A 26,693-nucleotide genomic window follows, 5' to 3' on the forward strand; every position below is an offset into this window, starting at 1 on the left:
GGATATCTCCCCCATTGGTATGTCTGGTTGCGCACAGGATTAGGGCATCGCGACGAGGCTCACAACTGCCGCTGTTCGGGAAAGAACGCAGGTCCAGAAACGGATCGTCCGAACAGGACCGACGTTTCGCATGCCCACGCCCCGGCAGAACTCTGTTTTCCCGGGCTTGCGGTGGACCGGCAATCTGCGACACAAGGAGACCATCCAGACAGGAGACCTGATCGCCATGACCCGCCCCAGCACCATGACCGCCGTTGAAATCAGCACGCATGGCGGGCCGGAGGTACTCAAACCCGTGAGCGTTCCGGTGCCAATCCCAAAGGCGGGGGAAATTCTGATCAAGGTGGACTATGCCGGGGTCAACCGTCCCGATGCCCTGCAACGGGCCGGGCTCTACAACCCGCCGCCCGACGCGTCGCCCCTGCCCGGACTCGAAGCCGCTGGCACCGTAGCCGCGGTGGGCGCAGGTGTCTCGCGTTGGGCCGAAGGCGACGCGGTGACGGCGCTGTTGCCGGGGGGCGGTTACGCGGAATACGTGACCACATTTGCCGATCACGCCTTACCGGTGCCCGACGGCATGCCGATGGACCGGGCAGCCGCGCTCTGCGAGACGTTTTTTACCGTTTGGTCAAATGTGTTCCGGCGCGGCGGGTTGCGGGCTGGCGAGCGGTTTCTCGTCCATGGCGGATCAAGCGGCATTGGCACAACGGCGATCCAATTGGCCGCGTTGCGCGGAGCGCGGGTGTTCACCACCGCCGGGTCCGAGGACAAGTGCACCGCCTGCCTCGCGCTTGGCGCAGAGGCCGCGTGGAACTACCGCGAGGTGGATTTCGTCGACCTCATGCAGGCCCAAGGCGGTGCGGATGTGATCCTCGACATGGTGGGCGGCGATTACATCCCGCGCAACCTCAAGGCGCTGGCCGAAGACGGGCGTCTGGTGCAGATCGCCTTCCTGCAAGGCCCCAAGGCCGAGGTGAACTTCGCGCCGCTGATGATGAAGCGGCAGACCATCACCGGATCGACCCTGCGCCCGCAATCTGTCGCGGCGAAGGCCGCCATCGCCCGCGATCTGGAGACCGAGATCTGGCCGCATCTGGCCTCTGGCCGCATCGCGCCGGTGATGGACAGCGAGTTCGCACTGGCCGACGCCGCGAAGGCCCACACGCGCATGGAAAGCTCGACCCATATCGGCAAGATCGTGTTGAAGGTCGCCTGAACGCGCCTCCGCCATAAAAAACGCCCCGGCGTGCGTCGGGGCGTTTTCGTTTCCAGACAGAGGTCGGACCTACTCGGCCGGCACCTCGACGGCATCGCCTTCGCCCACAAGGCTGTCCGGCAGCGCAAAGGCCACCAGCACGAAAACAGCGCCCAGAACGATGCCCAGAACGTCCCCCGACATCGACATGAGACCGTCATAGGACGATCCCGGCACGGTCCCGAGCGTCACCTTGCCGCCTGCGACATCGTCCAGCAAACCGCTGGCTTTCCATGCCGGATAGGTCGCCATATACGCCGCAGCACCCAGCAAGCCGCCCGCGATGAAAAAGAGCGCGTCCTTGCGCCCTGTCGCCGCCGCGGCAACGCCGGTGCCGGGACAATAGCCCGACGCGGCCCAGCCAGCGCCCAGCATCAGCCCACCGATGAACACACCGACATAAGCGGCCTTGACCGACATATGGCCCACATCGACCAGCCCCAGCATCTGACCGCTGAACATCAGGATCGACCCGACCCCGATGGCCAGAAGGATGGTTTTCATCAGGTGCAGCCGCCGCAGCGTCAACATCCCGCCGATCCAGTTGGGGTTCGTCGCCCCGATCCGGTCCAGCACGGCCCCGAAAGCCGCACCGATCACGATCGCAAGAAGAATGGAGGTCATGGTTCAGCCCTTTCTATACATCAGCATGGCGGTGGGAATCGCGGCAGCAAAGGCGCCCGCGGCGAAGATGTAGCCCGACAGCGCGGTCTGCATCATGCCCGACATCATGTGGCCAGAGGTGCAGCCCCCGGCCAGTCGCGCGCCGTAAAGAACGATGAAGCCACCAAGAAATGCGACCGCGTATCGCGCCACCGGCGTGTCGCCGTAATTTGCCCGCCAGATCGCGGGGACGACGCGTTCGACCGCGTCGATACCTCCACGCAGACTGGCCGAGGCAAAGGCCCCCAGCGCCATCGCGAGAACGAAAATAAAGCTGTAGTTCAACGGGTTGGCGGCGCTCTTGGCGTAGCTGCCATTCGACTTGGCCATATAGGCGTTGGTCGAGGTATACCCGTCGTCGGTTTGGGTGATGAAATCGGGGGTCACGACGTCCGCAACGATCCCGTCAAGGATCACGAACTGCGTCGACACCCCGATGGGCTTGACCAGCAGCACGGCGGCGAAAAACACCAGCCCGAGCAGCAGCCCTCCGGTTTTCCAGTTGAGTACCATGTGTTGCGCTCCTTCATATTCTTCTTTCAGAATATCAAAAGAGCAGCTTTCCCGACTTGATCTGCGTCAAACACATGCGATTTGCCGAATTTATAGGAAGTGGGGCAGCTCATCGCGCCCAGCCCGATCACCCCGCAAAGCCGATCGTCGCGTCGATCGCCCGCTTCCAGGCGCCGTATTTCCGGTCCCGCAGATCGGCCGCCATGTCCGGCTCGAACCGGCCATCCACGGCCCATTGCGCGGCAAAAGCCTCCATGTCGGGCAAAACACCGGCCTTGTACCCAGCGAGCCAGGCTGCCCCCATCGCGGTGGTCTCGAGCACTTTGGGCCGTTCGACCGGGGCGTCGATGATGTCGGACAGGAATTGCATCGTCCAATCCGACGCGCTCATGCCTCCGTCCACGCGCAACGCGGTTTCCGAAGTGCCGGACCAGTCGGCCTTCATCGCGTCAAGCAAATCGCGGGTCTGGAAGCCGACGCTTTCCAACGCCGCACGGGCGAACTCCTCGGGCCCTGAATTGCGGGTCAGGCCAAAGATCGCGCCACGGCATTCGGCGTTCCAGTAGGGTGCGCCGAGGCCTGTGAACGCCGGCACGAGCACCACCTCCTGGCTGGGGTCGGCCCGTTCAGCGAGCGGCTGGGTTTCCTTGGCCTCGCGGATGATCTTCAACCCGTCGCGCAGCCATTGCACCACCGCGCCCGCGATGAAGATCGAGCCTTCGAGCGCATAGGTCGGTTTGCCATCGAGTTGATAGGCGATGGTCGTAAGCAAGCGATTGGTCGAGGTCACGGGCGTGTCGCCGGTGTTGAGCAGCGCAAAACACCCCGTGCCATAGGTCGATTTCAGCATCCCCGGCTTGAAACAGGCCTGCCCCACGGTCGCCGCCTGCTGATCGCCTGCGATGCCCAAGATCGGGATCGGGCGGCCAAACAGATCAGCGCGGGTTTCGCCGAATTCGGCAGCGCAATCCTTGACGTCGGGCAACATGGACATGGGAATACCAAGCTTGTCGCAGATCGTCTTCGACCACCGGCCCTTGCGGATGTCGTAGAGCATCGTGCGCGCGGCATTGGTGGCGTCGGTGACATGCACCTTGCCGCCCGTCAGGTTCCACACCAGCCACGTATCAACCGTGCCGAACGCCAGTTTCCCCGCCTCGGCCCGCGCACGCACGCCGTCGACATTGTCGAGGATCCACGCAAGCTTCGTGCCGCTGAAATACGGGTCGAGCAAAAGCCCGGTGCGGTCGGTCACGACGTCCTCGAAGCCTTCGGCCTTGAGGCGCTTGCACATCTCCGAGGTGCGCCGGTCCTGCCAGACGATGGCATTGAACACCGGTTTGCCTGTGGCGCGGTCCCAGACCAGTGTGGTTTCGCGCTGGTTGGTGATGCCGATGGCGGCGATGCCATCGGTGCCTGCGCCTGCCTTTTCGATGGCGGCGCGGCAGGTGGCGGCGGTGGTGGACCAGAGGTCCGAAGGGTCATGTTCGACCCAGCCGCTTTGCGGGTAATGCTGGTCGAATTCTTCCTTCGCCGAGGCAACGACGTTTAGTGTTTCGTCAAACAGGATGGCGCGCGTCGAGGTCGTGCCTTGGTCGATGGCAAGGATATGGGTCATGTGCGGCGGGCCTCCCTTGGTCTTTGGTCAAAGGACCACCCGATTTCACCGGGTGGTCCGTTATTTTGGTGCGTCATCACCGGGACTTTGCCGATGATCCCTGCATTCAGAGGTCCTCGGGTCAAGCCCGAGGACGACGAGCGCCCCTCTATCCTCATGTCATCACCGGGCTCGCCCCGGTGATCTCTACGGTCAGAGGTCCTCGGGCCGAGCCCGAGGACGACGTGGTATAAAGGCTTACTGCCAGGACTGGATCAGCTCGTCATAGGAGACGGTCTGCGGTTCCTCGTCCTCGTTCTCCAGCTTGGGATACGGCGCACCCGGCTGGTCGAACCAGTACTGCGCATCCCGCTCTTCGTTGAGAACCGGGCCAAGATCGCCCTGGACACCTGCGCGCTCAAGACGTTCGAGTACGCGTTCCTGGTCTTCGCACAGTGCATCGAGCGCTTCCTGCGGGGTTTTCGCACCGGACATTGCGTCGCCGATGTTCTGCCACCACAGCTGTGCCAGCTTCGGGTAATCCGGAACGTTGGTACCGGTCGGAGACCATGCGACACGGGCCGGGGAACGGTAGAATTCCACCAAACCACCCAACTTGTCCGCACGCTCTGTGAAGCTGTCATGCTGCACGGTGCTTTCGCGGATGAAGGTCAGACCCACATGGGACTTCTTCACGTCCACGGTCTTGGAGGTCACGAACTGCGCATAGAGCCAGGCCGCCTTGGCACGGTCCACCGGGGTGGATTCCATGAGCGTCCACGACCCTGCGTCCTGGTAGCCAACCTTCTGGCCTTCTTTCCAGTAAACGCCATGCGGGCTGGGGGCCATGCGCCACTTCGGCGTGCCGTCTTCGTTCATCACCGGCAGATCAGGCTTCACGGTGTCCGCGGTGAAGGCGGTGTACCAGAACATCTGCTGCGCGATGTTGCCCTGCGCGGGGATCGGGCCCGCTTCGGAGAAGGTCATGCCAGCCGCTGCGGGCGGCGTGTACTTCTCAAGCCATTCGATCGCCTTGGTCACGGCGTAGACCGCTGCGGGCGAGTTCGTCGCACCGCCACGATCCACACAGGACCCGACCGGCTGGGACTGTTCGTTCACGCGGATGCCCCATTCGTCGACCGGGAGGCCGTTGGGTTCACCCACGTCACCCATGCCAGCCATCGACATCCACGCGTCGGTGTAACGCCAGCCAAGGCTCGGGTCTTTCTTGCCGTAGTCCATGTTGCCAAAGACTTCGCCTTCGACGCCCATATGGCTCAGGTCACGACCGGTGAAAAACTCGGCGATGTCCTCGTAGGCGGACCAATTCACCGGAACGCCCAGCTCGTAACCAAACTGTTCCTGGAAATCGGCCTTGTTCTTTTCGTCGTTGAACCAGTCGTAGCGGAACCAGTAGAGGTTCGCGAACTGCTGGGTCGGCAGCTGGTAGACCTTGCCATCGGGACCGGTGGTAAAGCTAAGACCGATGAAATCGTCGAGGTCCAGCGTTGGCAGGGTCACATCGGCGCCCTCGCCCGCCATCCAGTCGGTCAGGTTGCGCACCTGCTGATAACGCCAGTGGGTGCCGATCAGATCGGAGTCGTTGATATAGGCGTCGTAGATGTTCTCGCCCGACTGCATCTGCGTTTGCAGCTTTTCGACAACGTCGCCTTCGCCGATCAGGTCATGTGTGACGTTGATCCCGGTGATGGCCGTGAAGGCCGGGGCAAGCACCTGGCTTTCGTATTCATGCGTGGTGATCGTTTCCGAGACCACCTTGATGTCCATGCCCTGGAACGGCTGCGCCGCGTCAATGAAGAACTGCATCTCGGCTTCCTGCTCTTCGCGCGTGAGCGACGACAGGTCTCCGATCTCTTCGTCCAGGAACGCGCGGGCCGCGTCCATGTCAGCGAAGGCTGGACCCGCAAGGATCAGCAACGCTGCGGTTGAGGATTTAAGGTTCAAGTTCATTATGTTCCTCCCGGTTATTGAGAACTTGGATTAAGAGGGGCGCTTCCCCGAATTCGGGAAAACACCGGGGTATCGATTACACCCAGCGGAACACCGCCGCGGCGTAGAGCGCGCAGACCGCCAGGGCCCAGGGCTGGTTTTCTCCGACCAGTCCAAGCCAGGCAAGGTTGATGAATGCGCTGCCCAGAAGCGTGATGAACAAACGATCACCCCGCGTCGTTTCGATCCGCAAGATGCCGGTGCGCGGCGTCTCGGGGAACTTTATGGCCAGGATCGTAAAGACGATCAGCAGGCTCGCGATCACCATGAAGAAGATCGCGGTGGGCCATGTCCATGCCATCCATTCCATTTATTCACTCCTCACGGGATCATTTCGCACCAGCCGGTGTGAAACCAGCCGGTTTGGTTCAGGCGTTGGCCGTTCTTCCTAATGCTTTCGGCAAAGCACCATTTCCCTTGGCACTTGCGGGTGTCGATCGGCATCGAGTCACCGTTTCGGACGCGTGTGACCTCGCGATATTGCGAACCGGGGCCCGTGCGGATGGATAAAAATCCATCACCGTTTGGGTCAAGGTGCCGCATGATACACGCCGCTTCCCATGGCTCCGCCGCCTGCGCCGCGACGGTCACCGGGATGACGGCCATAAGGCAGGTCAGAAGTGTGACAGTCTTGAAAAAAGTTCGCATCATACCCTCCCCAAGGCAAAGCCCTTGGCAATGTAGTTCCTTACGAAGTAGATCACGAGCGCGCCCGGCACGATGGTCAGCACCCCGGCGGCGGCCAGCACGCCCCAGTCAATGCCCGAGGCACCCTGTGTGCGGGTCATGATTGCGGCGATGGGCTTCGCGTCCACTGTGGTCAAAGTCCGCGACAGCAGCAACTCCACCCAAGAGAACATAAAGCAGAAGAACGCCGCAACACCGATCCCGCTCGAGATCAGCGGCATGAAGATCCGCGTGAAGAAGCGGCCGAAGCTGTAGCCATCAAGATAGGCGGTCTCGTCGATCTCTTTCGGCACGCCACGCATGAAGCCTTCCAAAATCCACACCGCCAGCGGAACGTTGAAGAGACAATGCGCCAAGGCAACGGCGATATGGGTGTCGAACAATCCGACCGAGGAATACAGCTGGAAGAACGGCAGCGCGAAAACGGCGGGCGGGGCCATGCGGTTGGTTAGCAACCAGAAGAACAGGTGCTTGTCGCCCATGAAGTGATAGCGGCTGAACGCATAGGCGGCGGGCAAGGCCACGGCCAGCGAAATCACCGTGTTCATAACCACATAGATCAAAGAGTTCACGTAGCCCATATACCAGCTCGGATCCGTCAGGATCGTCCGGTAATTGTCCAGCGTCAGGTCGCGCGGCCACAGCGTGAAGGAATTGAGGATCTCGGTATTGGTCTTCAGGCTCATGTTCAGCAGCCAGTAGATCGGCAGCATCAGGAACAAGAGGTACAGCCCCATCACGATGGCCGACCCGTTGACCTTCACGCGCTTCTTCGTGCCGCCTGCGGTCAGGTCGCCGGGAATGCGCTTTGTGTCTGCGGTTGCGTCGGTCATGTCTCAGCCCTCCCGCTTATCGAGGTTGACCATCACGGTATAGAACACCCACGAAATCAACAGGATGACGAGGAAATACATCAGGCTGAACGCCGCCGCCGGTCCGAGGTCAAACTGTCCCAGCGCCATCTTCACAAGGTCGATGGACAGAAGCGTCGTGGTGCTGCCGGGACCACCTCCGGTGACGACGAAGGGCTCGGTATAGATCATGAAACTGTCCATAAAGCGCAGCAGGATCGCGATCATCAGAACGCCCATCATCTTGGGCAGTTCGATGAAGCGGAACACTTTCCAGCGTGACGCCTGGTCGATCTTGGCCGCCTGATAGTACGCGTCCGGGATGGATTGCAGACCGGCATAAGCCAAAAGCGCCACCAGCGAGGTCCAGTGCCAGACATCCATCACGATGATCGTGACCCACGCCGCGAAGGGATCGTTGGTGTAGTTGTAGTCGATCCCCAGCGCATCGAGCGTGTGCCCCAGAAGGCCGATATCGACGCGTCCGAAGATCTGCCAGATCGTGCCGACCACGTTCCACGGAATGAGCAGCGGCAGGGACATCACGACAAGGCAGAAGCTGGCCCAGAAGCCCTTTTTCGGCATGTTGAGGGCCACGAATACGCCCAGCGGGATTTGGATCAGCAGGATGATGCCCGAGAACATCAACTGCCGCCCAAGCGCGCCCCACATGCGGTCGTCGTTCAACATCTCCTCGAACCACTCAAGGCCCGCCCAGAAGAACTGGTTGTTTCCGAACGTGTCCTGCACCGAGTAATTCACAACGGTCATCAGCGGGATCACCGCCGAGAACGCCACGAGGATCAGCACCGGCAGGACAAGGAACCAGGCCTTTTGATTGACTGTCTTTTCCATCAGGCGGCCTCCCCCACGTTTAACGGTTGATCGGGTGCGACGCGCCAATCGTCGACATAGACATTCACCTGCGCCGGATCGAAGGTGACGCGGGTCATGTCGGCGCTGACGGCATCGTCCTCCCCGGCGATGATGTTGATATCATGCCCCTCGAACGTGGCGCGGATGATCTTGTGTCGGCCGACATCTTCGATCCGGCGGATCGTGACAGGCAGGCCTTCGGACTGGCTCAGCCGCGCGAATTCCGGGCGCACGCCAATCTCGACCTTGCCGCTCACCGGTTTGTAGCCGCCCGCCAGTTGCAGGGTCTGCGAACCGACTTTGGCGGTCGTGCCCTCGACCTGCGCAGGCAGGACGTTCATGCCCGGCGAGCCGATAAAGTATCCGACAAACGTGTGCTCGGGCCGTTCAAACAATTCCTCCGGCGTGCCGATCTGCACGACGCGGCCGTCATACATGACCACAACCTTGTCGGCGAAGGTCAGCGCCTCGGTCTGGTCGTGGGTGACGTAGATCATCGTGTGGCCGAACTCGTGGTGCAGCGATTTGAGCTGCGTGCGCAATTCCCACTTCATATGCGGGTCGATCACCGTCAGCGGTTCATCGAACAAGAGCGCATTCACGTCCTTGCGCACCATCCCGCGCCCCAGCGAAATCTTCTGCTTGGCATCCGCCGTCAGGCCCCGCGCCTTTTTCTTCAGCATGTCCTCCATGCCGATCATGCGCCCGATCTCCTGCACCCGCGCCGCGACATAGGCCTCGTCATGGCCGCGATTGCGCAGCGGGAAGGCCAGGTTGTCCTGCACCGTCATGGTGTCGTAGACGACCGGAAACTGGAACACCTGCGCGATGTTGCGTTCCGCGGTGGGCGCGTGGGTCACGTCCTGCCCATCAAAGAGGATGCGGCCCTGCGACGGATGAAGAAGGCCCGATATGATATTGAGAAGTGTGGATTTTCCGCACCCAGACGCCCCTAAAAGAGCATAGGCTGCGCCATCGTCCCAATCGTGGTTCAACTCCTTGAGCGCATAGTCGTCCTCAGAGGTCGGGTTGGGCAGGTAGGAATGTGCCAGGTTATCAAGTGTGATCTTTGCCATGTCCGTTCCTCAAGCCGCCAGCGCGTAGGACGCGGGCGCAATCATCTTGCCCTGTTCATCGAAGACATAGACATGCCGCGGGTCTAGCCACACGGTCAGATCCTCGCCCAATGCCAGGTTGTGCACCCCGTGGATCAGCCCGACCCAGCGTTCCCCGTGGTGGTCGAGATGCACGAAGGTTTCCGATCCGGTTAATTCGGTGACGGTCAACCGCGTGGTGAAGGACATCGCGTCCGCCGCGTGTTGCCCGATCTCGAGGTGGTTCGGGCGGAACCCGGCTGTGTATTTGCCGTCGGGCAGTTCGGCCAGGCGTCCTTTTGCCTGTGTCGATTGGTTGTTGCCGAAGGTCAGTTGATTGCCCGACTTGGTCAGGTCCAAGAAATTCATCGGCGGATCGCTGAACACCCGCGCCGTGGTCGCATCCACGGGCTGTCGATAGACCTCGGGCGTGGGACCGAATTGCGTCACGCGGCCTTCCCAAAGCGTGGCCGTATTGCCGCCCAGAAGCAGCGCCTCTTCGGGTTCGGTGGTCGCGTAGACGAAGATCGACCCGGACGCTTCGAAAATCTTCGGGATCTCGATCCGCAACTCTTCACGCAGCTTGTAGTCAAGGTTCGCCAGCGGCTCGTCCAGCAACACCAACCCCGCGTTCTTCACCAAGGCCCGCGCGAGCGCGCAGCGTTGCTGCTGCCCGCCGGACAATTCCAGCGGCTTGCGGTTCAGCATCGGGGTCAGCTTCATCAACTCGGCGGATTCGCGAACGCGGCGGTCGATCTCGGCGCGGTCCACGCCCATCAGCTTCATCGGAGAGGCAATGTTGTCGTAGACGGTCATGGACGGGTAATTGATGAATTGCTGGTAGACCATCGCCACCTTACGATCCTGCACCCGCATCCCGGTCACGTCCTGGCCCTGCCAGATGATCCGGCCGGTCGCGGGCACATCGAGACCTGCCATCAGCCGCATCAGCGACGTCTTGCCCGACAGGGTCGGCCCCAGAAGCACGTTCATCGTGCCTTTCTCAAGTGTCAGGTCCGTCGGGTAAATATGGGTCTGCCCCTCCACCACCTTGGACACGCCTTTGAGTTCGAGTGTCATGCCGCGCCCCCTATTCTGCCGCTTTGGACAGGGACTGACGGTAATCCGCCATCCAGCTGTCCAGCGTCTTGATCTGCTCGGCGCTCAGTCGCAGGCCCAGCTTGTTGCGCCGCCAGACGACATCTTCAGCCGTCCGCGCGTATTCCTTTTCGATCAGCCAGATCACCTCGGCCTCGGTCAGCGTCGCGCCGAAATCTTTGCCCAAGTCCTTGGCCTCTAGCGCGGTGCCAAGGATCATCGGCGCTTCGGTCCCGTAGGCGCGCACCAGCCGCCGCGCCCAGAACGCGTCAAGAAACGGAAAGCGCTTCTGCACATCAGCCACCAGCGCGTCGAATCCGTCCACCGCGAAATCGCCGCCGGGCAATGTTACGCCAGCCGTCCACGGGCTTTTGACGTTCGGCAACTGCTCCGCGATCTTCTCCAGCGCGCTTTCGGCAAGGCGACGATAGGTCGTGATCTTGCCGCCAAAGATATTCAGCACCGGCGCGCCGCCATTGGCATCGACCTTGAGCGTGTAATCCCGCGTCGCCGCCGTGGCGCTGCTTGCCCCGTCATCGTAGAGCGGTCGGACACCCGAATAGGTCCAGACCACGTCGTCGTCGCTCAAGTCCTGCTTGAAATACTGGTTCGCGAAATTGAGCAGGTAGGATTGTTCCTTCGGCGTGCAGACGGGCGTGTTCGACGGATCGTCATGCTCTGCATCGGTGGTGCCGATCAGGGTGAAATCGGTCTCATAGGGAATGGCGAAAATGATCCGCCCGTCGGTGCCCTGGAAGAAGTAGCACTTATCATGATCATAGAGCTTGCGCGTGACGATGTGAGACCCACGGACAAGGCGCACGCCCTCTTTCGAATTCAGCCGCACCTTCGTCTGGATGATGTCGCCGACCCACGGACCACCGGCATTCACCAGCATTTTCGCGTAATACGTGACGGTTTCACCACTTTCGGAATTTTGCGTTTCCACGCGCCACAGATCGCCTTCGCGCGCGGCGGACAACACCTTGGTGCGCGGCAGGATCGTCGCCCCGCGCGCCTCGGCATCGCGGGCGTTCAGAACGACCAGCCGCGAGTCCTCGATCCAGCAATCCGAATACTCGTAGGCCTTGACGAAACGGTCGTCCAAAGGCGCGCCTTCGGGCGCGTCTTTCAGGTTCAGGGTCGAGGTGCCGGGCAGGATTTTGCGACCGCCCAGATGGTCGTACATGAAAAGCCCCAACCGGATCAGCCACGCCGGACGCCGCCCCTTCATCCAAGGCATGACAAAGCTAAGCAACCGGGATGTCGGTGTGTCGGATTCGAACCGCATATCCTCATGATAAGGCAGGACAAACCGCATCGGCCAACTGATATGCGGCATCGCCTTCAAAAGCACCTCGCGTTCGACCAGCGCCTCGCGCACAAGCCGAAACTCGAAGTATTCGAGGTACCGCAATCCGCCGTGAAACAGCTTGGTCGAGGCCGAAGAGGTCGCGGAGGCCAGATCGTTCATCTCGGCCAGTGTCACGGACAGGCCACGGCCCGCCGCATCACGCGCGATACCACACCCGTTGATACCGCCACCGATGATGAAAAGATCTGTAGGTTCGACAGTCTGGTCGATCACCGCGTGCCACCTCCCCATGCCACGAATTCACTCGAAATGTATGCGGATCAGAGGGCCACCACGCAAGGCGAATTTTTTCGTTTATGTTCGTTTTTTCGCATCCCTCTGAAAAGAAACGAAATTTGGCAGTAGGATTCCGGGCGCCAAGCCCGCTATCATGCCCGAACCGGGTCCAAATCCGGGGTGACGTAGCGGAATCGCCGTCACACGATCCTGAACGAACACAGACCGAGACCGCCCATGTCACACGCCTTTCGCCACAGGGACATTCTGGAAATCGCGCGGAGGGACGGCAAGGTGACGGTCGAAGGGCTCGCCCAGCATTTTGGCGTCACGCTTCAGACGATCCGGCGCGATCTGTCGGACCTCGCCGATGATGGCCGACTCGAGCGGGTTCATGGCGGGGCTATGCTGCCGTCGAGCACGATCAATATCGGATACGAACAGCGTCAGACCCTGAACGCCAAGAGCAAGGCCGCGATGGCAAAGGCCTGTGCCGCGCGCATTCCCAACAATATCTCGCTGTTTCTCAATATCGGAACCAGCACGGAGGCTGTCGCGAAAGAGCTGCGCAATCACAAGAACATGCTCGTGGTGACGAACAATATGAACGTTGCCAACATCCTTGCCGAGACGCAGGAATGCGAGGTCGTGGTCACAGGCGGCAACCTGCGCCGCGCGGATGGCGGTTTGGTGGGCAAGCTGGCGACGGAAACGATCCTGCAATTCAAATTCGATCTCGCCATCATCGGCTGCTCCGCGTTGGACCGCGACGGAGACCTGCTCGACTTCGACATTCAGGAAGTGGGCGTCAGCCAGGCGATCCTGCAACAATCACGCAAGACCTACCTTGTTGCCGATGCGTCCAAGCTCAAACGCAACGCCCCGGCGCGCATCGCCTCTCTCGCCGCGATCGACACGCTGTTCACCGACGCCCCCCTGCCCGCCGACCTGCCGCAGAAATGCGCGGAGTGGGAGACCGAGGTCGTGATCGCCTCTTAGGGCTTTGCCCGAAGATCCTTCAGCGAGTCCCTGATTTGCAGGCTTGCCGTTAACTCAACCGACGCGCCCGCGCTGCGTTTTTCCACCATGTCGATCAGGGCCTCGGCGGCTTTGCGCCCCATTTCGCGATGCGGGACGTGGACCGTGGTGATCTGCGGCGTCACGATGCGTGCCAGTTCGATATCGTCGAACCCGGTGATCGACACGTCCTCCGGCACGCTCAGCCCCATCTCGCGCGCACCGCGCAACGCGCCGACCGCAAGCACGTCGTTGCCGCACATCACGACGCTGGGCGGACTGGGCGCGTCCATCAGCGACTGGAACGCAACCGCACCGTTCTCGATCTCGTAGGGCGTTTCGATGATCGGCACCTGATCCGCATCCAACCCATTGTCGTGCATCGCATCGCGCAAGCCGGCGACCCTCTCGGCCGCACGGTCATTGCCCTGGGTGATGCCCGAGATCATGCCGATCCGGCGATGCCCGAAGTCGATCACCTGCTGCGCCAACGCCCGCATGGAGCGTCGATTGTCGAAGCCAACGGTCGGTTGATCGCCACCCGCCATGTAGACCCAGGCCGACAGAACCGGAACAGAGCGCGCGCGGAGGTAGTCGTACACCGCCGGATCGCGGTCCTGACCGATCAGCAACAACCCATCCGCACCACGCGCCACCAGAGCCTTGATCTGCTCTTCCTCGATCTTCGGCTGGTAGGCAGAACTGGCGACAAGCAATGTATAGCCCCGCGCGTGCAACGCTTCCTGAAAGGCTTGCAGCCCGCGCGCGAAGATGGCGTTTTCCATCGTCGGGATGATCGCACCGATGGTGAAGGTGCGCTTGGCTGCCATCACCCGCGCGCCGAAATTCGGTGTGTAGCCAAGCTCTTCCACCGCTCTCATCACGCGTTTGCGGGTCTTTTCGACCACCCGTTCCGGCGAGTTGAGACAGCGCGACACCGTCGCCGTCGACACGCCCGCCGAGCGGGCGACATCGTCGAGTGTCGGCACGGAAGGCTGGTTGTTCATCTCGATCCTCTCGCGGTCTCTTCTGTGCTTCAGCGCTTGGTTGCACGAGTTTAAATCAGCTCGCTGCAAAATGTAAGCGCTTGCACGGATTGAATGTAAGCGCTTACACTAAACGTAGAATCAAGCCGCATATTGGGGTTCGCCATGTTTCTTGCAGCATCCGCCATCGTTTTCGTGGTGTTTTTCGCCAACGTTGCGCTGGGTGCATTCGCAGGCGCCGCGTTCCTGTCGGACATCGGGGAGATGTTGGTTCTGTTTGCCGCGTCGATCTTGTTCGTCGTGGCAATTCTAAAGAAAGAGGCTGACCGAAAGAACAAAAACGGCAGCTAGGGTCAATTGGGAGGAGACCAGATGATTGATCATTACAAAGACGCGCAAAACGAGCTTGCCTCGGAAGAGCGCCGCAATTTCCTGAAACTCATGAGCACCGGCAGCGTCACCGCGGCCATCGTCGCCGGGGCGACCGGCGCGCTCTGGTCCTCCGAGGCCGCAGCCCAGACCGCCAACGAGGAACGCGAGCGCGAAGCGGCCGCAGACCACGTGATGACGCTCGCCACCGAATACGTGATCGGCACGACGCGCAGCTATCCGATGATGCAGCTCGACGTGAAGGAAAACCTCCAGAACGCCTCGAACGGCAAGATCTATGTCAAGCTCGCGCCGGGCGGCCAGCTGGGCACCGGATCGGCCCTGGCGCAGAAGGTACAGGGCGGCACGGTGAATGCCGGTCAGTTCTCGCTGTCGAACTTCGCCCCCTTCGCCCCGGCGGTCGATCTGATCAACATGCCCTATTTCTGCGGCGCCAATCAGCGTTTCGTGAACCTTGTCACCTCGGACATCTGGAAGACCGAGGTCAACGCGCTGGTCGAGGACCGTGGCTTCAAGCCGATGTTCTATTTCTGCATCGACCCGCGCGTCATGGCGGTGCGACAGGGCGGCAACGCGATCATCACCCCCGCCGACCTGCAAGGCGTCAAGTTCCGCGTGCCCGGATCGCAGATGCTGCAACAGTTCTACCGCATGGGCGGCGCGAATCCGACGCCGGTGGCCTGGGGCGAAACCCCTTCGGCGATCAAGCAGGGCGTGGCAGATGCGCTCGATCCGGCCGTTGGCGCGCTATATGCTTTCGGCTTCAAGGACATCCTGAGCCACGTCACCTTCACGCAGGCCGTGCCTGACAGCCAGTGCTACGCCTGCAACCTCGAATGGTACAACACCCTGCCAGCGGACGTGCAGGAGGCGATCGAGTGGGCGTCCGAGATGAGCTTCCATCAGAACCTCGCCAAAGTGCCGTCGGCGCGCACCTACGCAATGGCCGAGATGCGCAAGGCCGGTGTGGAGTTCCATTCGCTGACCGAGGATCAGCTTGCCGAATGGCAGGACACCGTCGGGTATCAGCGCTCGGAATGGGACAACTTCAAGACCGAACTGGCCGGCTCGATGGAGACCTTCGACAAGCTTGTCGAGGCCGCGGGCACCCAAGGTCGGTACTACGTCCACGACGCCTGATCGCCTGTCTGCGGGCGCCGCTTTCCGGTGCCCGCCCCCCTTTTCACCACGCACGCCATGCGCCCGGTCCGCCGGACCGGGTGTCGGCTGCCGTGACGCCTTGAGGATCCCATGGAAACTCTGCGAAAAATCGACCGCGATGCCGAGAGATGGCTGCTTCTGGTCTTCTACGTGATGCTCGTCATCACGATGGCAATCGAGGTGCTGCGGCGCGAGATCTTTTCCTATTCGTCGATCTGGGGCGAAGAGATCGTCCGCTATTCCTTCATCTACCTCGCCTGGATCGGGGCTGCGGCGGCGGTCAAGGAACGCGCCCATATCCGCATCGACGTGCTGATGCACTACCTCGGTCCGCGCGCAAAGGCGCTGCTCTACATCATCGGCGACATCGTCATGTTCCTCGTGGCCATCGTGGCGCTCTACTGGTCGATCGAAACGGTGCATGTGTCGCTGAATTTCGGATCGGTGACGGCCGGGCTGCGGATTTCGCAGGCGTGGTTCCTGATGGCGGTTCCGGTCGGGTTCACGCTCATTATCTGGCGGCTTCTTCAATCGGTCTATCGCGACATCAAAGCGCTTCGGGACGGCACGGACGTCTACGAGGGCGACAAGCTGTTTGACTGAGGGACCCTGACCCCATGTGGCAACAAATCAATCAAACGGTCGAGCTTGGTTGGGATTTCTACGTCCCGGTGATCCTCTTCGTGTCGCTCATCGCGCTGGCGGTTCCGGTCTGGGCGGCCATCGGCGCGGCGGCGATCATAATGCTGGTGATGTCGGGCGACCTGCCTTTGAGTGCGGTGGGCGAAAGCCTGTTCACCGGCATCGACGCCTTCGCACTGACGGCGGTTCCGCTGTTCATTCTGACCGGAGACGTGTTGGTTCGAACCGGTCTCAGCCGAAAATTCCTGGATGTGGCCGAGGCGCTGACGCAATTCGCCAAGGGCGGGTTCGGATCGGCCACCGTGTTGGTCTGCGGCATGTTCGCCGCCATCTCGGGCTCTGACGCGGCGGGGGCTGCGGCGGTGGGGCGGATGACGATCTCGCGGCTGGTGGAGTCGGGCTATCCCCGTCCCTACGCCTGCGCACTTGTCGCGGCGGGTGCCTGTACCGGCATCCTGATCCCCCCGTCCATCGCCTATATCATCATCGGTCTCGTTCTCGGGATTTCGGCCTCGACCCTGTTCTTGGCCGCGCTGATCCCCGGTCTTGCAATCCTGGTCTCGATCCTCGTCACCAACGTCATCGTCAACCGCATCCACGGCTACGAAGGCGGCGGCAACATTTCGATGGGCGAGTATTTCGCAAATCTTGCCAAGGCGCTCAAATCCGGCTGGTACGCTTTCATCGTTCCGGGGATCATCTTCTACGGCATCTTCTCGGGCCGCCTGACCCCGACCGAGGCCGGCGCAACGGCGGTGGTCGTGACCATCATCATGGGCTTCATCCTGCGCACGCTCTCTTTCGCGGACTTCCCGGCGATGCTCGTCAGCTCGGCCAAGGTGAACGGGGTGATCCTGCCCATCATCGCCTTCTCGGCCCCGCTTGCCGAAGCGCTGGCCATCATGGGCGTGCCGCAGGGCTTTGTCACCGCCGTGACCGGCATGACGGACGAGCCGTGGTTGCTGATCCTGCTGATGATCGGCATCCTGATCGCCGCCGGTTGCGTGATGGAGACGACGCCCAACATCGTTATCCTTGCGCCCATTTTGAAGCCACTCGCCGACAATATCGGCATGAACGAGATCCAGTTCTGCATCATGATGATTACCGCGCTGGGTGTCGGCTTCATCACACCTCCCTTGGGGCTTAACCTTTTCGTCGTGTCCGGCATCACAGGGGAATCCATCCTCAAGATTGCCGCCCGCGCCGTTCCGTTCGTTCTGGGCATGTTCGTCGTGGTTCTGCTGATCGCATATGTGCCGGCAGTCTCCACCACGCTCTTGCCCGATATCTACAAGTAGGATGTCCTGACCATGACCCGTGAGTACCTGAAGAAAGCCACACTGACCGCCAAGTCGGACGCATCAGAAGTGCATGAGACCGTGAAATCCATTCTTGCCGATATCGAGAAAGGCCGGGACGCCACGGCGCTGGACTACGCCAAGAAGTTCGACAAGTATGAAGGCAACGTGCTGCTGACACAGGAGGATATCGACGCGGCCTGTGCGCTCGTGCCGGAAAAGCTCAAGCGCGACATCCAGTTCGCCCATGACAACGTCAGACGCTTTGCCGAGGCACAGAAGGCAACGGTGTCCGACGTCGAGGTCGAGATCGTGCCCGGCATGATCGCCGGTCAAAAGGCGATCCCGGTGGACGCGGCGGGCTGCTATGTACCCGGCGGGCGCTACAGCCACATCGCCTCGGCCATCATGACCGTGACCACCGCCAAGGTGGCTGGCTGCCATCACATCACCGCCTGCTCTCCGCCCCGCCCCGACACCGGCGTGAACCCGGCCATCGTCTACGCCGCGCATATCTGTGGCGCGGACAAGATCATGGCGATGGGCGGCGTGCAGGGCGTGGCCGCGATGACCTTTGGTCTGTTCGGTCTGCCCAAGGCCAACATCCTTGTCGGCCCCGGCAACCAGTTCGTGGCCGAGGCCAAGCGCATCCTCTTCGGACGTGTCGGCATCGACATGATTGCCGGCCCCACCGACAGCCTGATCCTTGCCGACAAGACTGCCGATCCGCATATCGTGGCGACTGATTTGGTGAGCCAGGCAGAGCACGGCTACAACTCGCCCGTCTGGCTGGTCACGGATGACCGGGATCTGGCCGTCACCGTGATGGACATTGTCCCCGGCCTGATCGACGACCTGCCCGATCTGAACCGCCAGAACGCCGAAGCCGCGTGGCGCGACTATGCCGAGGTGATCGTCTGTGCCGACCGCGAGGACATGGCCGCCTGTTCCGACGAATACGCGCCCGAACATCTCACCGTGCAGGCCGAGGATCTGGATTGGTGGCTGGACCGGCTGACCTGCTACGGGTCGCTGTTTCTGGGCGAGGAAACCACCGTGTCCTATGGCGACAAGGCGACCGGAACGAACCACGTTCTGCCGACCTCGGGGGCCGCAAGCTACACCGGCGGGCTGTCGGTGCACAAATACATGAAGATCGTCACCTGGCAGCGCGCCACCCGCGAGGGATCGAAAGCCGTGGCCGAGGCAACCGCCCGGATCTCGCGGCTCGAAGGCATGGAAGGCCACGCGCGTGCGGCGGATGTGCGTCTGGCCAAGTACTTCCCCGGCGTGAATTTCGACCTGACCGCAGATGGCTAACACCTCCCGACTGTTCGACCTGACGGGCCGGGTCGCGCTTGTGACCGGGGCCAGTTCCGGGCTCGGACGCCGCGCGGCTGTGACCCTTGCGGCAGCGGGTGCGCAAGTGATCGGCGTCGCGCGGCGCGAAGAGGCCTTGGCCAGCCTCTGCGACGAGATCGGACCCGCCGCCAGCTACGTGGTCGGAGACGTGACCGACCGCGCCACCCTGCCCGCATTGGTTGACGCGGTGTCGACCCCGTTCGGCGCGCCGGATATCGTGGTCCATGCCGCCGGGATCAATACGCGCGAAGCGGCGGATGATGTCACACCCGAAGGCTGGGACACGACGCTGGCGCTGAACCTGTCGGCACCGTTTTTCCTGACGCAGGCGCTGGCTCCGGCGATGAAGGACACGGGCTGGGGCCGGATCGTGAATTTCGCCTCGCTCCAGACCACCCGCGCCTTTCCGGGCGGCATCGCCTATGGCGCCACGAAAGGCGGCATCGCGCAACTGACCCGCGCCATGGCCGAGGCTTGGTCGCGCCACGGCATCACCGCCAATGCCATAGGTCCGGGCTTCTTTCCGACCGAACTGACGCAGGCCGTGTTCTCGGACCTCGACCGCGCGGCACGCAATGCGGCGCAGACCTGCATCGGGCGCAACGGTCGGATGGAGGATATCGACGGGCCGATCCTTTTCCTCTGTTCGGACGCATCGGCCTATGTGACGGGGCAGGTTCTGATGGTCGACGGGGGGTATACGGCGAAATGAAAGCCTTGGTGTATGACGGCGTCGAAACGCTCACCTACCGCGACGTGCCCGACATCACCGCGCGCGACGGCGAACACCTGATCCGCATCGAGGCGGTGGGGATCTGCGGGTCCGACATGCACGCCTATCTTGGCCACGACACCCGCCGCCCCGCCCCGTTGATCCTTGGCCACGAGGCGGCGGGCGTGGTTCAGGGCGGCCCGATGGATGGCACCCGCGTGACGGTGAACCCGCTTGTCACCTGCGGCACCTGCCCAGCCTGCACCAGCGGTCGGGAAAACCTGTGCCCGACCCGACAGATCATCTCGATGGAGCCGCGACCGGGCGCGTTTGCGCAATACGTCTCCATGCCTGCGTCGAACCTCGTGGAAGTACCGGATCACGTACCGCTCGACAAAGCGTCGCTGGCCGAACCGCTGGCGGTCAGCTGGCACGCCGCGCGGCTGGCGCTTGAGGCGTTGCACCCGTCGATGGAGCGCAGCGCGCTGGTGCTGGGTGGCGGCGCGATCGGGCTGGCGGCATCCCTTGCGCTCAAGGCGATGGGCGTCGAGAGCGTGACGATGGTGGAGCCGAACCCGACCCGCCGCGCCTACCTGACCGACACCTGCGGAGAGACCGCCAGTGCCGAGGCCGAGGGCGCTTTCCCCGTCATCATCGACGCGGTGGGCTACGCCGCCACCCGCGCCACGGCCTCGGCCCATGCTGCACCCGGCGGGGTGATCGCGCATGTGGGTCTGGGTGAGGATACCGGTGGTCTCGACGTGCGCCGCATGACGTTGCAAGAGATCACATTCATCGGCACCTACACCTACACCGCGCAGGATTTCCGTGACACCGCGGCGGCGATCTTCGACGGACGGCTTGGACCGCTGGACTGGTTCCAGACCCGGCCGCTGTCAGACGGCGCCGATGCGTTCCGCGCGCTGCGCCAAGGCGCTGTCGCCACACCTAAAATCGTCCTCGACCCCTGGGCCTGACACATCCCCGATTGGAGAGCTTCCATGTACAAGAAAATCCTCGTCCCCATGGCCCTGGATCACGGCATTTCACCGCAGACGCTCGAGATCGCTCGAGTGTTGCGCGGGACCAAAGGCGAGATCATCGCGCTGCATGTCTACGAGGCCCCGCAAGGCGCGGTCAGCGCCTATCTGGACGAAGAGGTCGTGAAGGCCGGGTACGACAGCGCCCGCGCGCGGATGCAGGAAAAGCTGGCCGGGATCGACGGCATCACGCCAGCCTTGGTCAAAGGACATTCCGCACGCACGATCATCGATTATGCCGCACAGCACGGTGTCGATTGCATCGTGATCGGATCACACAAGCCGGGGCTCAAGGATTTCTTCCTCGGCTCGACTGCCGCGCGGGTCGTGCGCCACGCCAACTGCGCGGTCCACGTGTTCCGCGAGCAGGATTGAACCCCTTAGAGGTTACTGTGCCGCCAAGGTGGCGCTGTCGGCGTCGCCATCGCCGCCTTCGCCCTGCACAAAAACCGTGCGTGTGGGGAACGGGATATCGACACCGGCCGCATCCAGCGCTTCCTTGACCTTGCGCTTCATATCCGCCTGATACTGGAAATAGTCGCTCGACGCGCACCACACCCGAACGAGGAAATCCACGCTGCTGGCGTTGAGGTTGTTGACCTGGATGAACGGCTCCGGCTCGGAATGCGACCGGGGGTCCGACATGATCGTGTCGCGGATCACCTGCTCGGCCTGCGCAAGGTTGGCGCCGTATCCAACCCCGAACTCCCACTCGGCGCGGCGGGTCTTGTAGCCGGAATAGTTCTTGATCGTATTGCCCCAGACTTCGGAATTCGGCACCACGACCTTCACGTTCCCAAGATCGGCGATTTCGGTATAATTAAGCGTGATCTCTTTCACGGTCCCGACCACGTCATTCACCTGAACGAAATCCCCGTTCTTGAGCGGCCGGAACAGAATCAACATGACCCCCGCCGCGACGTTGGACAACGTGCCTTGCAGCGCCAGACCGATCGCCAGACCGGCCGCACCGATGACCGCGACGATCGAGGTGGTTTGCACCCCGAACGTGTTGAGGACGAAAAGCGCGGTAAAGCCGAGGATGATATAGCGGGCGATATTGCCGAAGAACACGAACAACGTGTCGTCAAGGCTTGCATGCATGGAGCCGATTTTGGAGATTCGACGGCTGACCACCCCGGAGATGATGAAGCCAAGGATTAGGATCAGCGCGGCCCCGACGGCGCTCCCTAGCAGCGACAGAAGCGCCTCGAGCGTCAGCAGATCGGCCAGCGATTTGCCGTTGTAGATTTCCATCGTCAGAACCCCGGTGATCTGGTCCCAAACGGTGTTTGCAACGGTTTCGACTTCTTCCATGCTATCCTGCCCCATATTCACGACTTTTGCGCGGCTGACACCGCGATAACACCGGCGCAACACGCAAGTTAAAAAAAAGTTCCATATTTTCTATAAAAATTCGGGTTTTGCGATGCAAAGCTCATTTGCGCAACACAGCCCGGCGCAGGGGCCGGGCTGTATGACTTGTGCAATTATTTCGTCGCTACGCCGCTTCGGGCGCCTCTTTTGCGCCGGTCATGAAGGCCACGGCGTCGGACATGGTGTAGTCCTTGGGGTCGATCACGCAGAGCCGCTTGCCCAGACGGTGGACATGAATGCGGTCCGCCACCTCGAACACGTGAGGCATGTTGTGACTGATCAGGATGATCGGGATGCCGCGCGATTTGACGTCCTGGATCAACTCCAGAACCTTGCGGCTTTCCTTCACACCCAGGGCGGCGGTCGGCTCATCGAGGATGATGACTTTAGACCCGAACGCTGCCGCGCGGGCCACGGCGACCCCCTGACGTTGCCCCCCCGAAAGGGTCTCGACCGCCTGATTGATGTTCTGGATCGTCATCAACCCAAGGTCCGACAGCTTGTCGCGGGCCATCCGCTCCATCGCCTGACGATCCAGTTGCCGCAGCCACTTGCCACGCCAGCCGGGTTTGCGGATCTCGCGGCCCATGAACATGTTGTCCGCGATGGACAGCGCCGGCGACATGGCGAGCGTCTGGTAGACGGTTTCGATACCCGCCTCCCGTGCCTCGATTGGCGAGGTGAAGCGCACCTCTTTGCCTTCCAGCGTCACGGTGCCCTCGTCCGGGATGACCGCACCCGAGATCGCCTTGATCAAAGAGCTTTTGCCCGCCCCGTTGTCGCCGATCACCGCCAGGATTTCCCCTGGCATGAGATCGAAGTCGCACTGGTCCAACGCGGTCACGCGACCGTAGCGCTTGACCAGTCCGCGTCCTGTCAAAATCGGTTCCATCAGGCTGCCACCTTTCTGATCCATTGGTCCACGGCCACGGCGGCGATGATGAGCACGCCGATGAGCAGGTAGGTCCATTGCGCATCCGCTCCGGCCAGGCGCAGGCCGAGGGTGAAGACGCCGACGATCAGCGCCCCGAAGAACGTCCCGAGGATCGACCCCCGGCCGCCAAAGAGCGAAATACCCCCGATCACCACCGCAGTGATGCTTTCGATATTGAGCAATTGTCCCGAGGTCGGCGACACCGACCCGATCCGTCCGATCAGGGCCCAACCGGCGAAGGCGCAAATCAGACCGGCCAGCGCGTAGACCGAAATCAGCGTGCGTTTGACGTCGACGCCCGACAGCTCTGCCGCCTCGGGGTCATCGCCCACGGCGTAGACATGCCGTCCCCAGGCCGTGTGTTTGAGCACGTAAGCCAGGACCAGCACCAGAACCACCATGAAGACGACACCTATGGTGAACACGGCCCCGCCGATATTAAACTTGTTGCCCATGAGTTGCAGCAGCGGCGCCTGCTCCGCGATCTCCTGCGACCGGATGGTTTCGTTCTGCGAATAGAGGAAATTCGCCGCCAGCACGATCTGCCACATGCCAAGTGTCACGATGAACGGCGGCAGTTTCATCCGCGCAACCAGCCAGCCGTTCAGCGCGCCGATGGCGGTGCCGAAGGCCAGTCCGCAGGCCACGGCGATGCTGGGCGGCAGACCGTAGCGGAAGGTGAATTGCCCCATCACCACCGACGATATCACCGCGATGGCCCCGACGCTGAGGTCGATGCCCGCGGTCAGAATGACCAGCGATTGCGCGGCGGCGACGATGCCGACGATCTGCACCTGTTGCAGGATCAGCGTCAGCGCGAAGGGCGAAAAGAACCGCGATCCCAGCGCAAGGCCGAAGATGATGATCGCGCTGAGCAGGACGATCAGCGGCACCAGCGCGGGTGTGGTGTGCAAGGCGTGGTGAAACCGGTCGATCAGGCCTTTGTTGCGCCCGGCAAAGGATGCGATGTCCGCATTCGCCTTGCCGACGACCGTTTCGTAATTGTCCGATGGTGGCATGAGAACCCTCCCTCACGAAGAAGCTGGCCGTTCTTGTGAAAAGGGCGGGTCGACCCCGCCCTCTCCACGACTGTTCCGTCTCGGGCGAGTCGGTTCAACCCCAGCAGAGCTCCATGCCTTCGTCGGTGTCGATGGACTCGACCCCGTCGACCGGCTGATCGGTCACAAGGGCGACACCGGTGTCGAAGAAATCCTTGCCCTCGGTCGCGGATGGCTTGGTGCCGTCTTCGGCCCATTTCGCGATCGCCTCGATGCCGAGCGATGCCATCAGCAGCGGGTATTGCTGCGAGGTGGCGCCGATCACGCCGTCCTTGACGTTCTGCACGCCGGGGCAGCCGCCATCGACCGACACGATCAACACGTCGTTTTCACGACCGATGGACTTGAGCGCCTCGTAGGCCCCCGCCGCCGCCGGTTCGTTGATCGTGTGCACGACATTGATGGTCGGGTCTTTCGCGAGCAGGTTCTCCATCGCGCGGCGTCCGCCCTCTTCGTTGCCGTCGGTCACGTCAGAGCCGACGATGCGCGGATCGCTTTCGTCCCCGATCACGTTCGGATCGTTGAGATCGATGCCGAAGCCCTGAAGGAAGCCCTGGTTGCGCAGCACGTCCACGGTCGGCTGGCTGACATTCAGGTCGAGCGTGGCGATGCGGGCGTTCTCTGCCTCGTCACCCAGTGCGGCGGCGGCCCATTGGCCAATCAGCTCACCGGCACGGAAGTTGTCGGTGGCGAAGGTCATGTCGGCGGCATCGATCGGATCGAGCGGCGTGTCGAGCGCGATCACGAGAATGCCCGCATCACGCGCCTGCTGGACGACCGGCACGATGGAAGATGTGTCGGATGGCGTGAGCAGGATGCCCTTGGCACCGCTGGCGATGCAGGTTTCGATTGCTGCGACCTGGGCTTCGTGGTCGCCGTCGATCTTGCCGGCGTAGCTGTTCAGCGTGATGCCAAGTTCTTCTGCCTTTGCAGCCGCACCTTCACGCATCTTCACGAAGAACGGGTTGGTGTCGGTCTTGGTGATCAGGCACGCGCTGACGCCGTGGGATTCGGCAAAGGCGGCACCGGACATGGAGGCCAATGCGATGGCCGAGCTCAACAGTAGTTTCTTCATGGTTTCCTCCCAGAAATCCTTGATTTGCAATCTTTCGGACCAAAGTCGATCCGCTCCCCCCTGCCTGCGTGAGCGCTACAGGTTGGGCTGAAAAGGCCAGATATCCGCGCGCCTGTCAATAAATAAATAAACTTTATTTATTAAATAATCTCTGCCATCTTACCTTCGAAGGCTTCGCGGGATAACGTCGCGCCATGGATGGTGGAAAGATCAGAACGGCCAGTGGCGGCGTGAACCAGAGCGGGGTGCGCAACCACAACGAACGCCTGCTTCTGTCGATGCTCCAGCGCCGTGGCCCGATGCCCGGAATTGAACTCGCTCGACTGACCGGCCTGTCGCCGCAAACCGTGTCGGTTATCTTCCGAAAACTCGAACAGGACGGCTTTTTGCGCCGTGGCGAGCCGATGCGCGGCAAGGTCGGCAAACCATCGATCCCGATGGAGCTTTCGCCGGATGGCGTGCTGTCCCTGGGTCTCAAGATCGGTCGGCGCAGCGCGGATCTGCTCTTGCTGGATTTCACCGGCAATGTGCGCGCGCAGGTCTCCACCGCCTACTCCTACCCCCTGCCCGACGAGGTGTTTTCCTTTCTCGAAACGGGCATGGCAACGCTCCTCAGCGATCTGGACTCGGAGGCGCGCGACCGCGTGTGCGGGATCGGCATCGCCGCTCCGTTCGAGCTTTGGAAATGGAACGACCTGATCGGCGCGCCGTCGCAGCGGTTCAAATCCTGGAAGGATCTCGACTACGCCGAGATGGTGGCCCCCTTCAGTGACCTGCCCGTGTTCCCGGTCAATGACGCCACCGCCGCCTGCCGGGCCGAACATCTTTACGGGCGCAATCACGGGTTTCGGGATTACGCCTATTTCTTCATCGGCTCTTTCGTCGGCGGCGGCGTCGTGGTCAACGATACGGTATTCGAAGGCAACCAGGGCAACGCCGGCGCGCTGGGGTCTCTGCGCAGCACCGGACCTTTGGGCGAAAGTCAGCAACTGATCGACGTGGCCTCGATCCATCTTCTGGAAGAGCGCCTTGTGCAGGCGGGCATCGACCCGCGCGTGTTGTGGAATCAGCCACAGGACTGGCGCGACCTGGCCCGCTATGTCGATCCGTGGATCGGTGAGACGGCACAGGAGTTGGCCAAGGCGTCGCTCTCGGTCTGCGCCGTGATCGATTTCGAGGCCGTGCTGATCGACGGCGCCTTCCCTGAACCCGTCCGCACCGAGTTAGTGGAAAGGGTCCGCCGCTACCTCGTCAATCAGGACACGCGCGGCCTGATCCCGCCGTTGATCGAACCGGGGAGCATCGGCGGCAACGCCCGCGCCATCGGAGCCGCCAGCAGCCCGATCTTCACGCAGTTCCTGCTCAACACCAATGCGGGGCTTGCAGCCGTCTGATCCGGCGCC

At 62.0% G+C, this 26,693-nt stretch carries 27 protein-coding genes; 11 read left to right on the forward strand and 16 right to left on the reverse strand.

What is annotated here, in order from left to right; all coding sequences use genetic code 11:
- Positions 1-226 precede the first annotated feature (226 nt).
- Positions 227-1,216, forward strand: coding sequence for an NAD(P)H-quinone oxidoreductase (locus Q1B16_RS18075; protein WP_299792161.1), 990 nt, complete (start codon positions 227-229; stop codon positions 1,214-1,216).
- A gap of 69 nt (positions 1,217-1,285) precedes the next feature.
- Here the strand turns inward: Q1B16_RS18075 and Q1B16_RS18080 are convergent, their stop codons facing one another.
- The 11 genes from Q1B16_RS18080 to glpD all read right to left on the reverse strand — a co-directional run bounded on the left by Q1B16_RS18080 (position 1,286) and on the right by glpD (position 12,232).
- Positions 1,286-1,879 carry a YeeE/YedE thiosulfate transporter family protein gene (locus tag Q1B16_RS18080; RefSeq protein ID WP_299792164.1) on the reverse strand — a complete coding sequence of 198 codons (594 nt, stop codon included), beginning with the start codon at positions 1,877-1,879 and terminating at the stop codon, positions 1,286-1,288.
- Between the two features lie 3 nt (positions 1,880-1,882).
- Complete coding sequence (locus Q1B16_RS18085) at positions 1,883-2,431, reverse strand: YeeE/YedE thiosulfate transporter family protein (protein ID WP_299792166.1); 549 nt, start codon at positions 2,429-2,431, stop codon at positions 1,883-1,885.
- A 127-nt stretch (positions 2,432-2,558) separates the two neighbouring features.
- Positions 2,559-4,049 (reverse strand): glycerol kinase GlpK, encoded by a 1,491-nt coding sequence (gene glpK / locus Q1B16_RS18090; protein ID WP_299792170.1) that lies wholly within the window; start codon positions 4,047-4,049, stop codon positions 2,559-2,561.
- A gap of 237 nt (positions 4,050-4,286) precedes the next feature.
- A complete protein-coding gene (locus Q1B16_RS18095) occupies positions 4,287-5,999 on the reverse strand; it encodes an ABC transporter substrate-binding protein (protein ID WP_299792173.1) in 1,713 nt (570 codons plus the stop codon).
- A 76-nt stretch (positions 6,000-6,075) separates the two neighbouring features.
- Positions 6,076-6,348: a DUF2160 domain-containing protein gene (locus Q1B16_RS18100; RefSeq protein ID WP_299792176.1), complete on the reverse strand. Its 273-nt coding sequence runs from the start codon at positions 6,346-6,348 to the stop codon at positions 6,076-6,078.
- 11 nt (positions 6,349-6,359) lie between these two features.
- On the reverse strand, positions 6,360-6,644 hold the full coding sequence (locus tag Q1B16_RS18105) for a hypothetical protein (protein WP_299792179.1): 285 nt from the start codon (positions 6,642-6,644) through the stop codon (positions 6,360-6,362).
- Positions 6,645-6,685: 41 nt separating this feature from the next.
- A complete protein-coding gene (locus tag Q1B16_RS18110; RefSeq protein ID WP_299792182.1) occupies positions 6,686-7,558 on the reverse strand; it encodes a carbohydrate ABC transporter permease in 873 nt (290 codons plus the stop codon).
- 3 nt (positions 7,559-7,561) lie between these two features.
- The gene (locus tag Q1B16_RS18115) at positions 7,562-8,431 is read right to left on the reverse strand and encodes a sugar ABC transporter permease (RefSeq protein WP_299792184.1); all 870 of its coding nucleotides are present in this window, start codon (positions 8,429-8,431) and stop codon (positions 7,562-7,564) included.
- A complete protein-coding gene (locus tag Q1B16_RS18120; protein ID WP_299792188.1) occupies positions 8,431-9,528 on the reverse strand; it encodes an ABC transporter ATP-binding protein in 1,098 nt (365 codons plus the stop codon). Before Q1B16_RS18120 ends, Q1B16_RS18115 begins: the two co-directional genes overlap by 1 nt.
- Before the next feature lie 9 nt (positions 9,529-9,537).
- Positions 9,538-10,626: an ABC transporter ATP-binding protein gene (locus tag Q1B16_RS18125; RefSeq protein ID WP_299792191.1), complete on the reverse strand. Its 1,089-nt coding sequence runs from the start codon at positions 10,624-10,626 to the stop codon at positions 9,538-9,540.
- Positions 10,627-10,636: 10 nt separating this feature from the next.
- Positions 10,637-12,232 carry a glycerol-3-phosphate dehydrogenase gene (gene glpD / locus Q1B16_RS18130; protein WP_299792194.1) on the reverse strand — a complete coding sequence of 532 codons (1,596 nt, stop codon included), beginning with the start codon at positions 12,230-12,232 and terminating at the stop codon, positions 10,637-10,639.
- A gap of 240 nt (positions 12,233-12,472) precedes the next feature.
- On the opposite strand from glpD, the gene Q1B16_RS18135 reads away from it, so the two are divergent.
- Positions 12,473-13,234 carry a DeoR/GlpR family DNA-binding transcription regulator gene (locus Q1B16_RS18135; RefSeq protein WP_299792197.1) on the forward strand — a complete coding sequence of 254 codons (762 nt, stop codon included), beginning with the start codon at positions 12,473-12,475 and terminating at the stop codon, positions 13,232-13,234.
- On the opposite strand, the gene Q1B16_RS18140 is transcribed toward Q1B16_RS18135, so the two are convergent.
- Positions 13,231-14,259 carry a LacI family DNA-binding transcriptional regulator gene (locus tag Q1B16_RS18140; protein ID WP_299792200.1) on the reverse strand — a complete coding sequence of 343 codons (1,029 nt, stop codon included), beginning with the start codon at positions 14,257-14,259 and terminating at the stop codon, positions 13,231-13,233. The genes Q1B16_RS18135 and Q1B16_RS18140 overlap by 4 nt on opposite strands.
- A gap of 144 nt (positions 14,260-14,403) precedes the next feature.
- Here Q1B16_RS18140 and Q1B16_RS18145 point away from each other — a divergent pair, with 144 nt between their 5' ends.
- From Q1B16_RS18145 to Q1B16_RS18180, 8 genes are all read left to right on the forward strand, one after another.
- Positions 14,404-14,589 carry a hypothetical protein gene (locus Q1B16_RS18145; RefSeq protein ID WP_299792203.1) on the forward strand — a complete coding sequence of 62 codons (186 nt, stop codon included), beginning with the start codon at positions 14,404-14,406 and terminating at the stop codon, positions 14,587-14,589.
- A gap of 21 nt (positions 14,590-14,610) precedes the next feature.
- Complete coding sequence (locus Q1B16_RS18150) at positions 14,611-15,768, forward strand: TRAP transporter substrate-binding protein (protein ID WP_299792206.1); 1,158 nt, start codon at positions 14,611-14,613, stop codon at positions 15,766-15,768.
- 111 nt (positions 15,769-15,879) lie between these two features.
- Entirely contained in the window at positions 15,880-16,392 is a 513-nt protein-coding gene (locus Q1B16_RS18155) for a TRAP transporter small permease (RefSeq protein WP_299792209.1), read from the forward strand.
- A gap of 14 nt (positions 16,393-16,406) precedes the next feature.
- Positions 16,407-17,732 carry a TRAP transporter large permease gene (locus Q1B16_RS18160; RefSeq protein ID WP_299792212.1) on the forward strand — a complete coding sequence of 442 codons (1,326 nt, stop codon included), beginning with the start codon at positions 16,407-16,409 and terminating at the stop codon, positions 17,730-17,732.
- Positions 17,733-17,744: 12 nt separating this feature from the next.
- Complete coding sequence (hisD, locus tag Q1B16_RS18165; protein ID WP_299792214.1) at positions 17,745-19,052, forward strand: histidinol dehydrogenase; 1,308 nt, start codon at positions 17,745-17,747, stop codon at positions 19,050-19,052.
- Positions 19,045-19,806 (forward strand): SDR family oxidoreductase, encoded by a 762-nt coding sequence (locus tag Q1B16_RS18170; RefSeq protein ID WP_299792217.1) that lies wholly within the window; start codon positions 19,045-19,047, stop codon positions 19,804-19,806. Before hisD ends, Q1B16_RS18170 begins: the two co-directional genes overlap by 8 nt.
- Entirely contained in the window at positions 19,803-20,783 is a 981-nt protein-coding gene (locus tag Q1B16_RS18175; protein ID WP_299792219.1) for an alcohol dehydrogenase catalytic domain-containing protein, read from the forward strand. Before Q1B16_RS18170 ends, Q1B16_RS18175 begins: the two co-directional genes overlap by 4 nt.
- Positions 20,784-20,807: 24 nt before the next feature.
- A complete protein-coding gene (locus Q1B16_RS18180) occupies positions 20,808-21,221 on the forward strand; it encodes a universal stress protein (protein WP_299792222.1) in 414 nt (137 codons plus the stop codon).
- Positions 21,222-21,233: 12 nt separating this feature from the next.
- Here Q1B16_RS18180 and Q1B16_RS18185 read toward each other — a convergent pair whose 3' ends face one another.
- The 4 genes from Q1B16_RS18185 to Q1B16_RS18200 all read right to left on the reverse strand — a co-directional run bounded on the left by Q1B16_RS18185 (position 21,234) and on the right by Q1B16_RS18200 (position 25,290).
- Positions 21,234-22,163, reverse strand: a complete 930-nt coding sequence (locus Q1B16_RS18185) for a mechanosensitive ion channel family protein (protein WP_299792225.1) — start codon at positions 22,161-22,163, stop codon at positions 21,234-21,236.
- Positions 22,164-22,347: 184 nt separating this feature from the next.
- On the reverse strand, positions 22,348-23,115 hold the full coding sequence (locus tag Q1B16_RS18190; RefSeq protein ID WP_299792229.1) for an ATP-binding cassette domain-containing protein: 768 nt from the start codon (positions 23,113-23,115) through the stop codon (positions 22,348-22,350).
- Positions 23,115-24,176 carry an ABC transporter permease gene (locus tag Q1B16_RS18195; protein WP_299792232.1) on the reverse strand — a complete coding sequence of 354 codons (1,062 nt, stop codon included), beginning with the start codon at positions 24,174-24,176 and terminating at the stop codon, positions 23,115-23,117. The genes Q1B16_RS18190 and Q1B16_RS18195 overlap by 1 nt, the downstream gene beginning before the upstream one ends.
- A 94-nt stretch (positions 24,177-24,270) precedes the next feature.
- Entirely contained in the window at positions 24,271-25,290 is a 1,020-nt protein-coding gene (locus Q1B16_RS18200) for a sugar ABC transporter substrate-binding protein (protein ID WP_299792236.1), read from the reverse strand.
- A gap of 194 nt (positions 25,291-25,484) precedes the next feature.
- On the opposite strand from Q1B16_RS18200, the gene Q1B16_RS18205 reads away from it, so the two are divergent.
- Positions 25,485-26,684, forward strand: coding sequence for an ROK family transcriptional regulator (locus Q1B16_RS18205; protein WP_299792239.1), 1,200 nt, complete (start codon positions 25,485-25,487; stop codon positions 26,682-26,684).
- The last annotated feature ends 9 nt before the right edge of the window (positions 26,685-26,693 follow it).

Origin of the sequence: uncultured Marivita sp., from assembly GCF_947488135.1 — a bacterium.
In the GTDB taxonomy this organism is placed as follows: Bacteria; Pseudomonadota; Alphaproteobacteria; order Rhodobacterales; family Rhodobacteraceae; genus Marivita.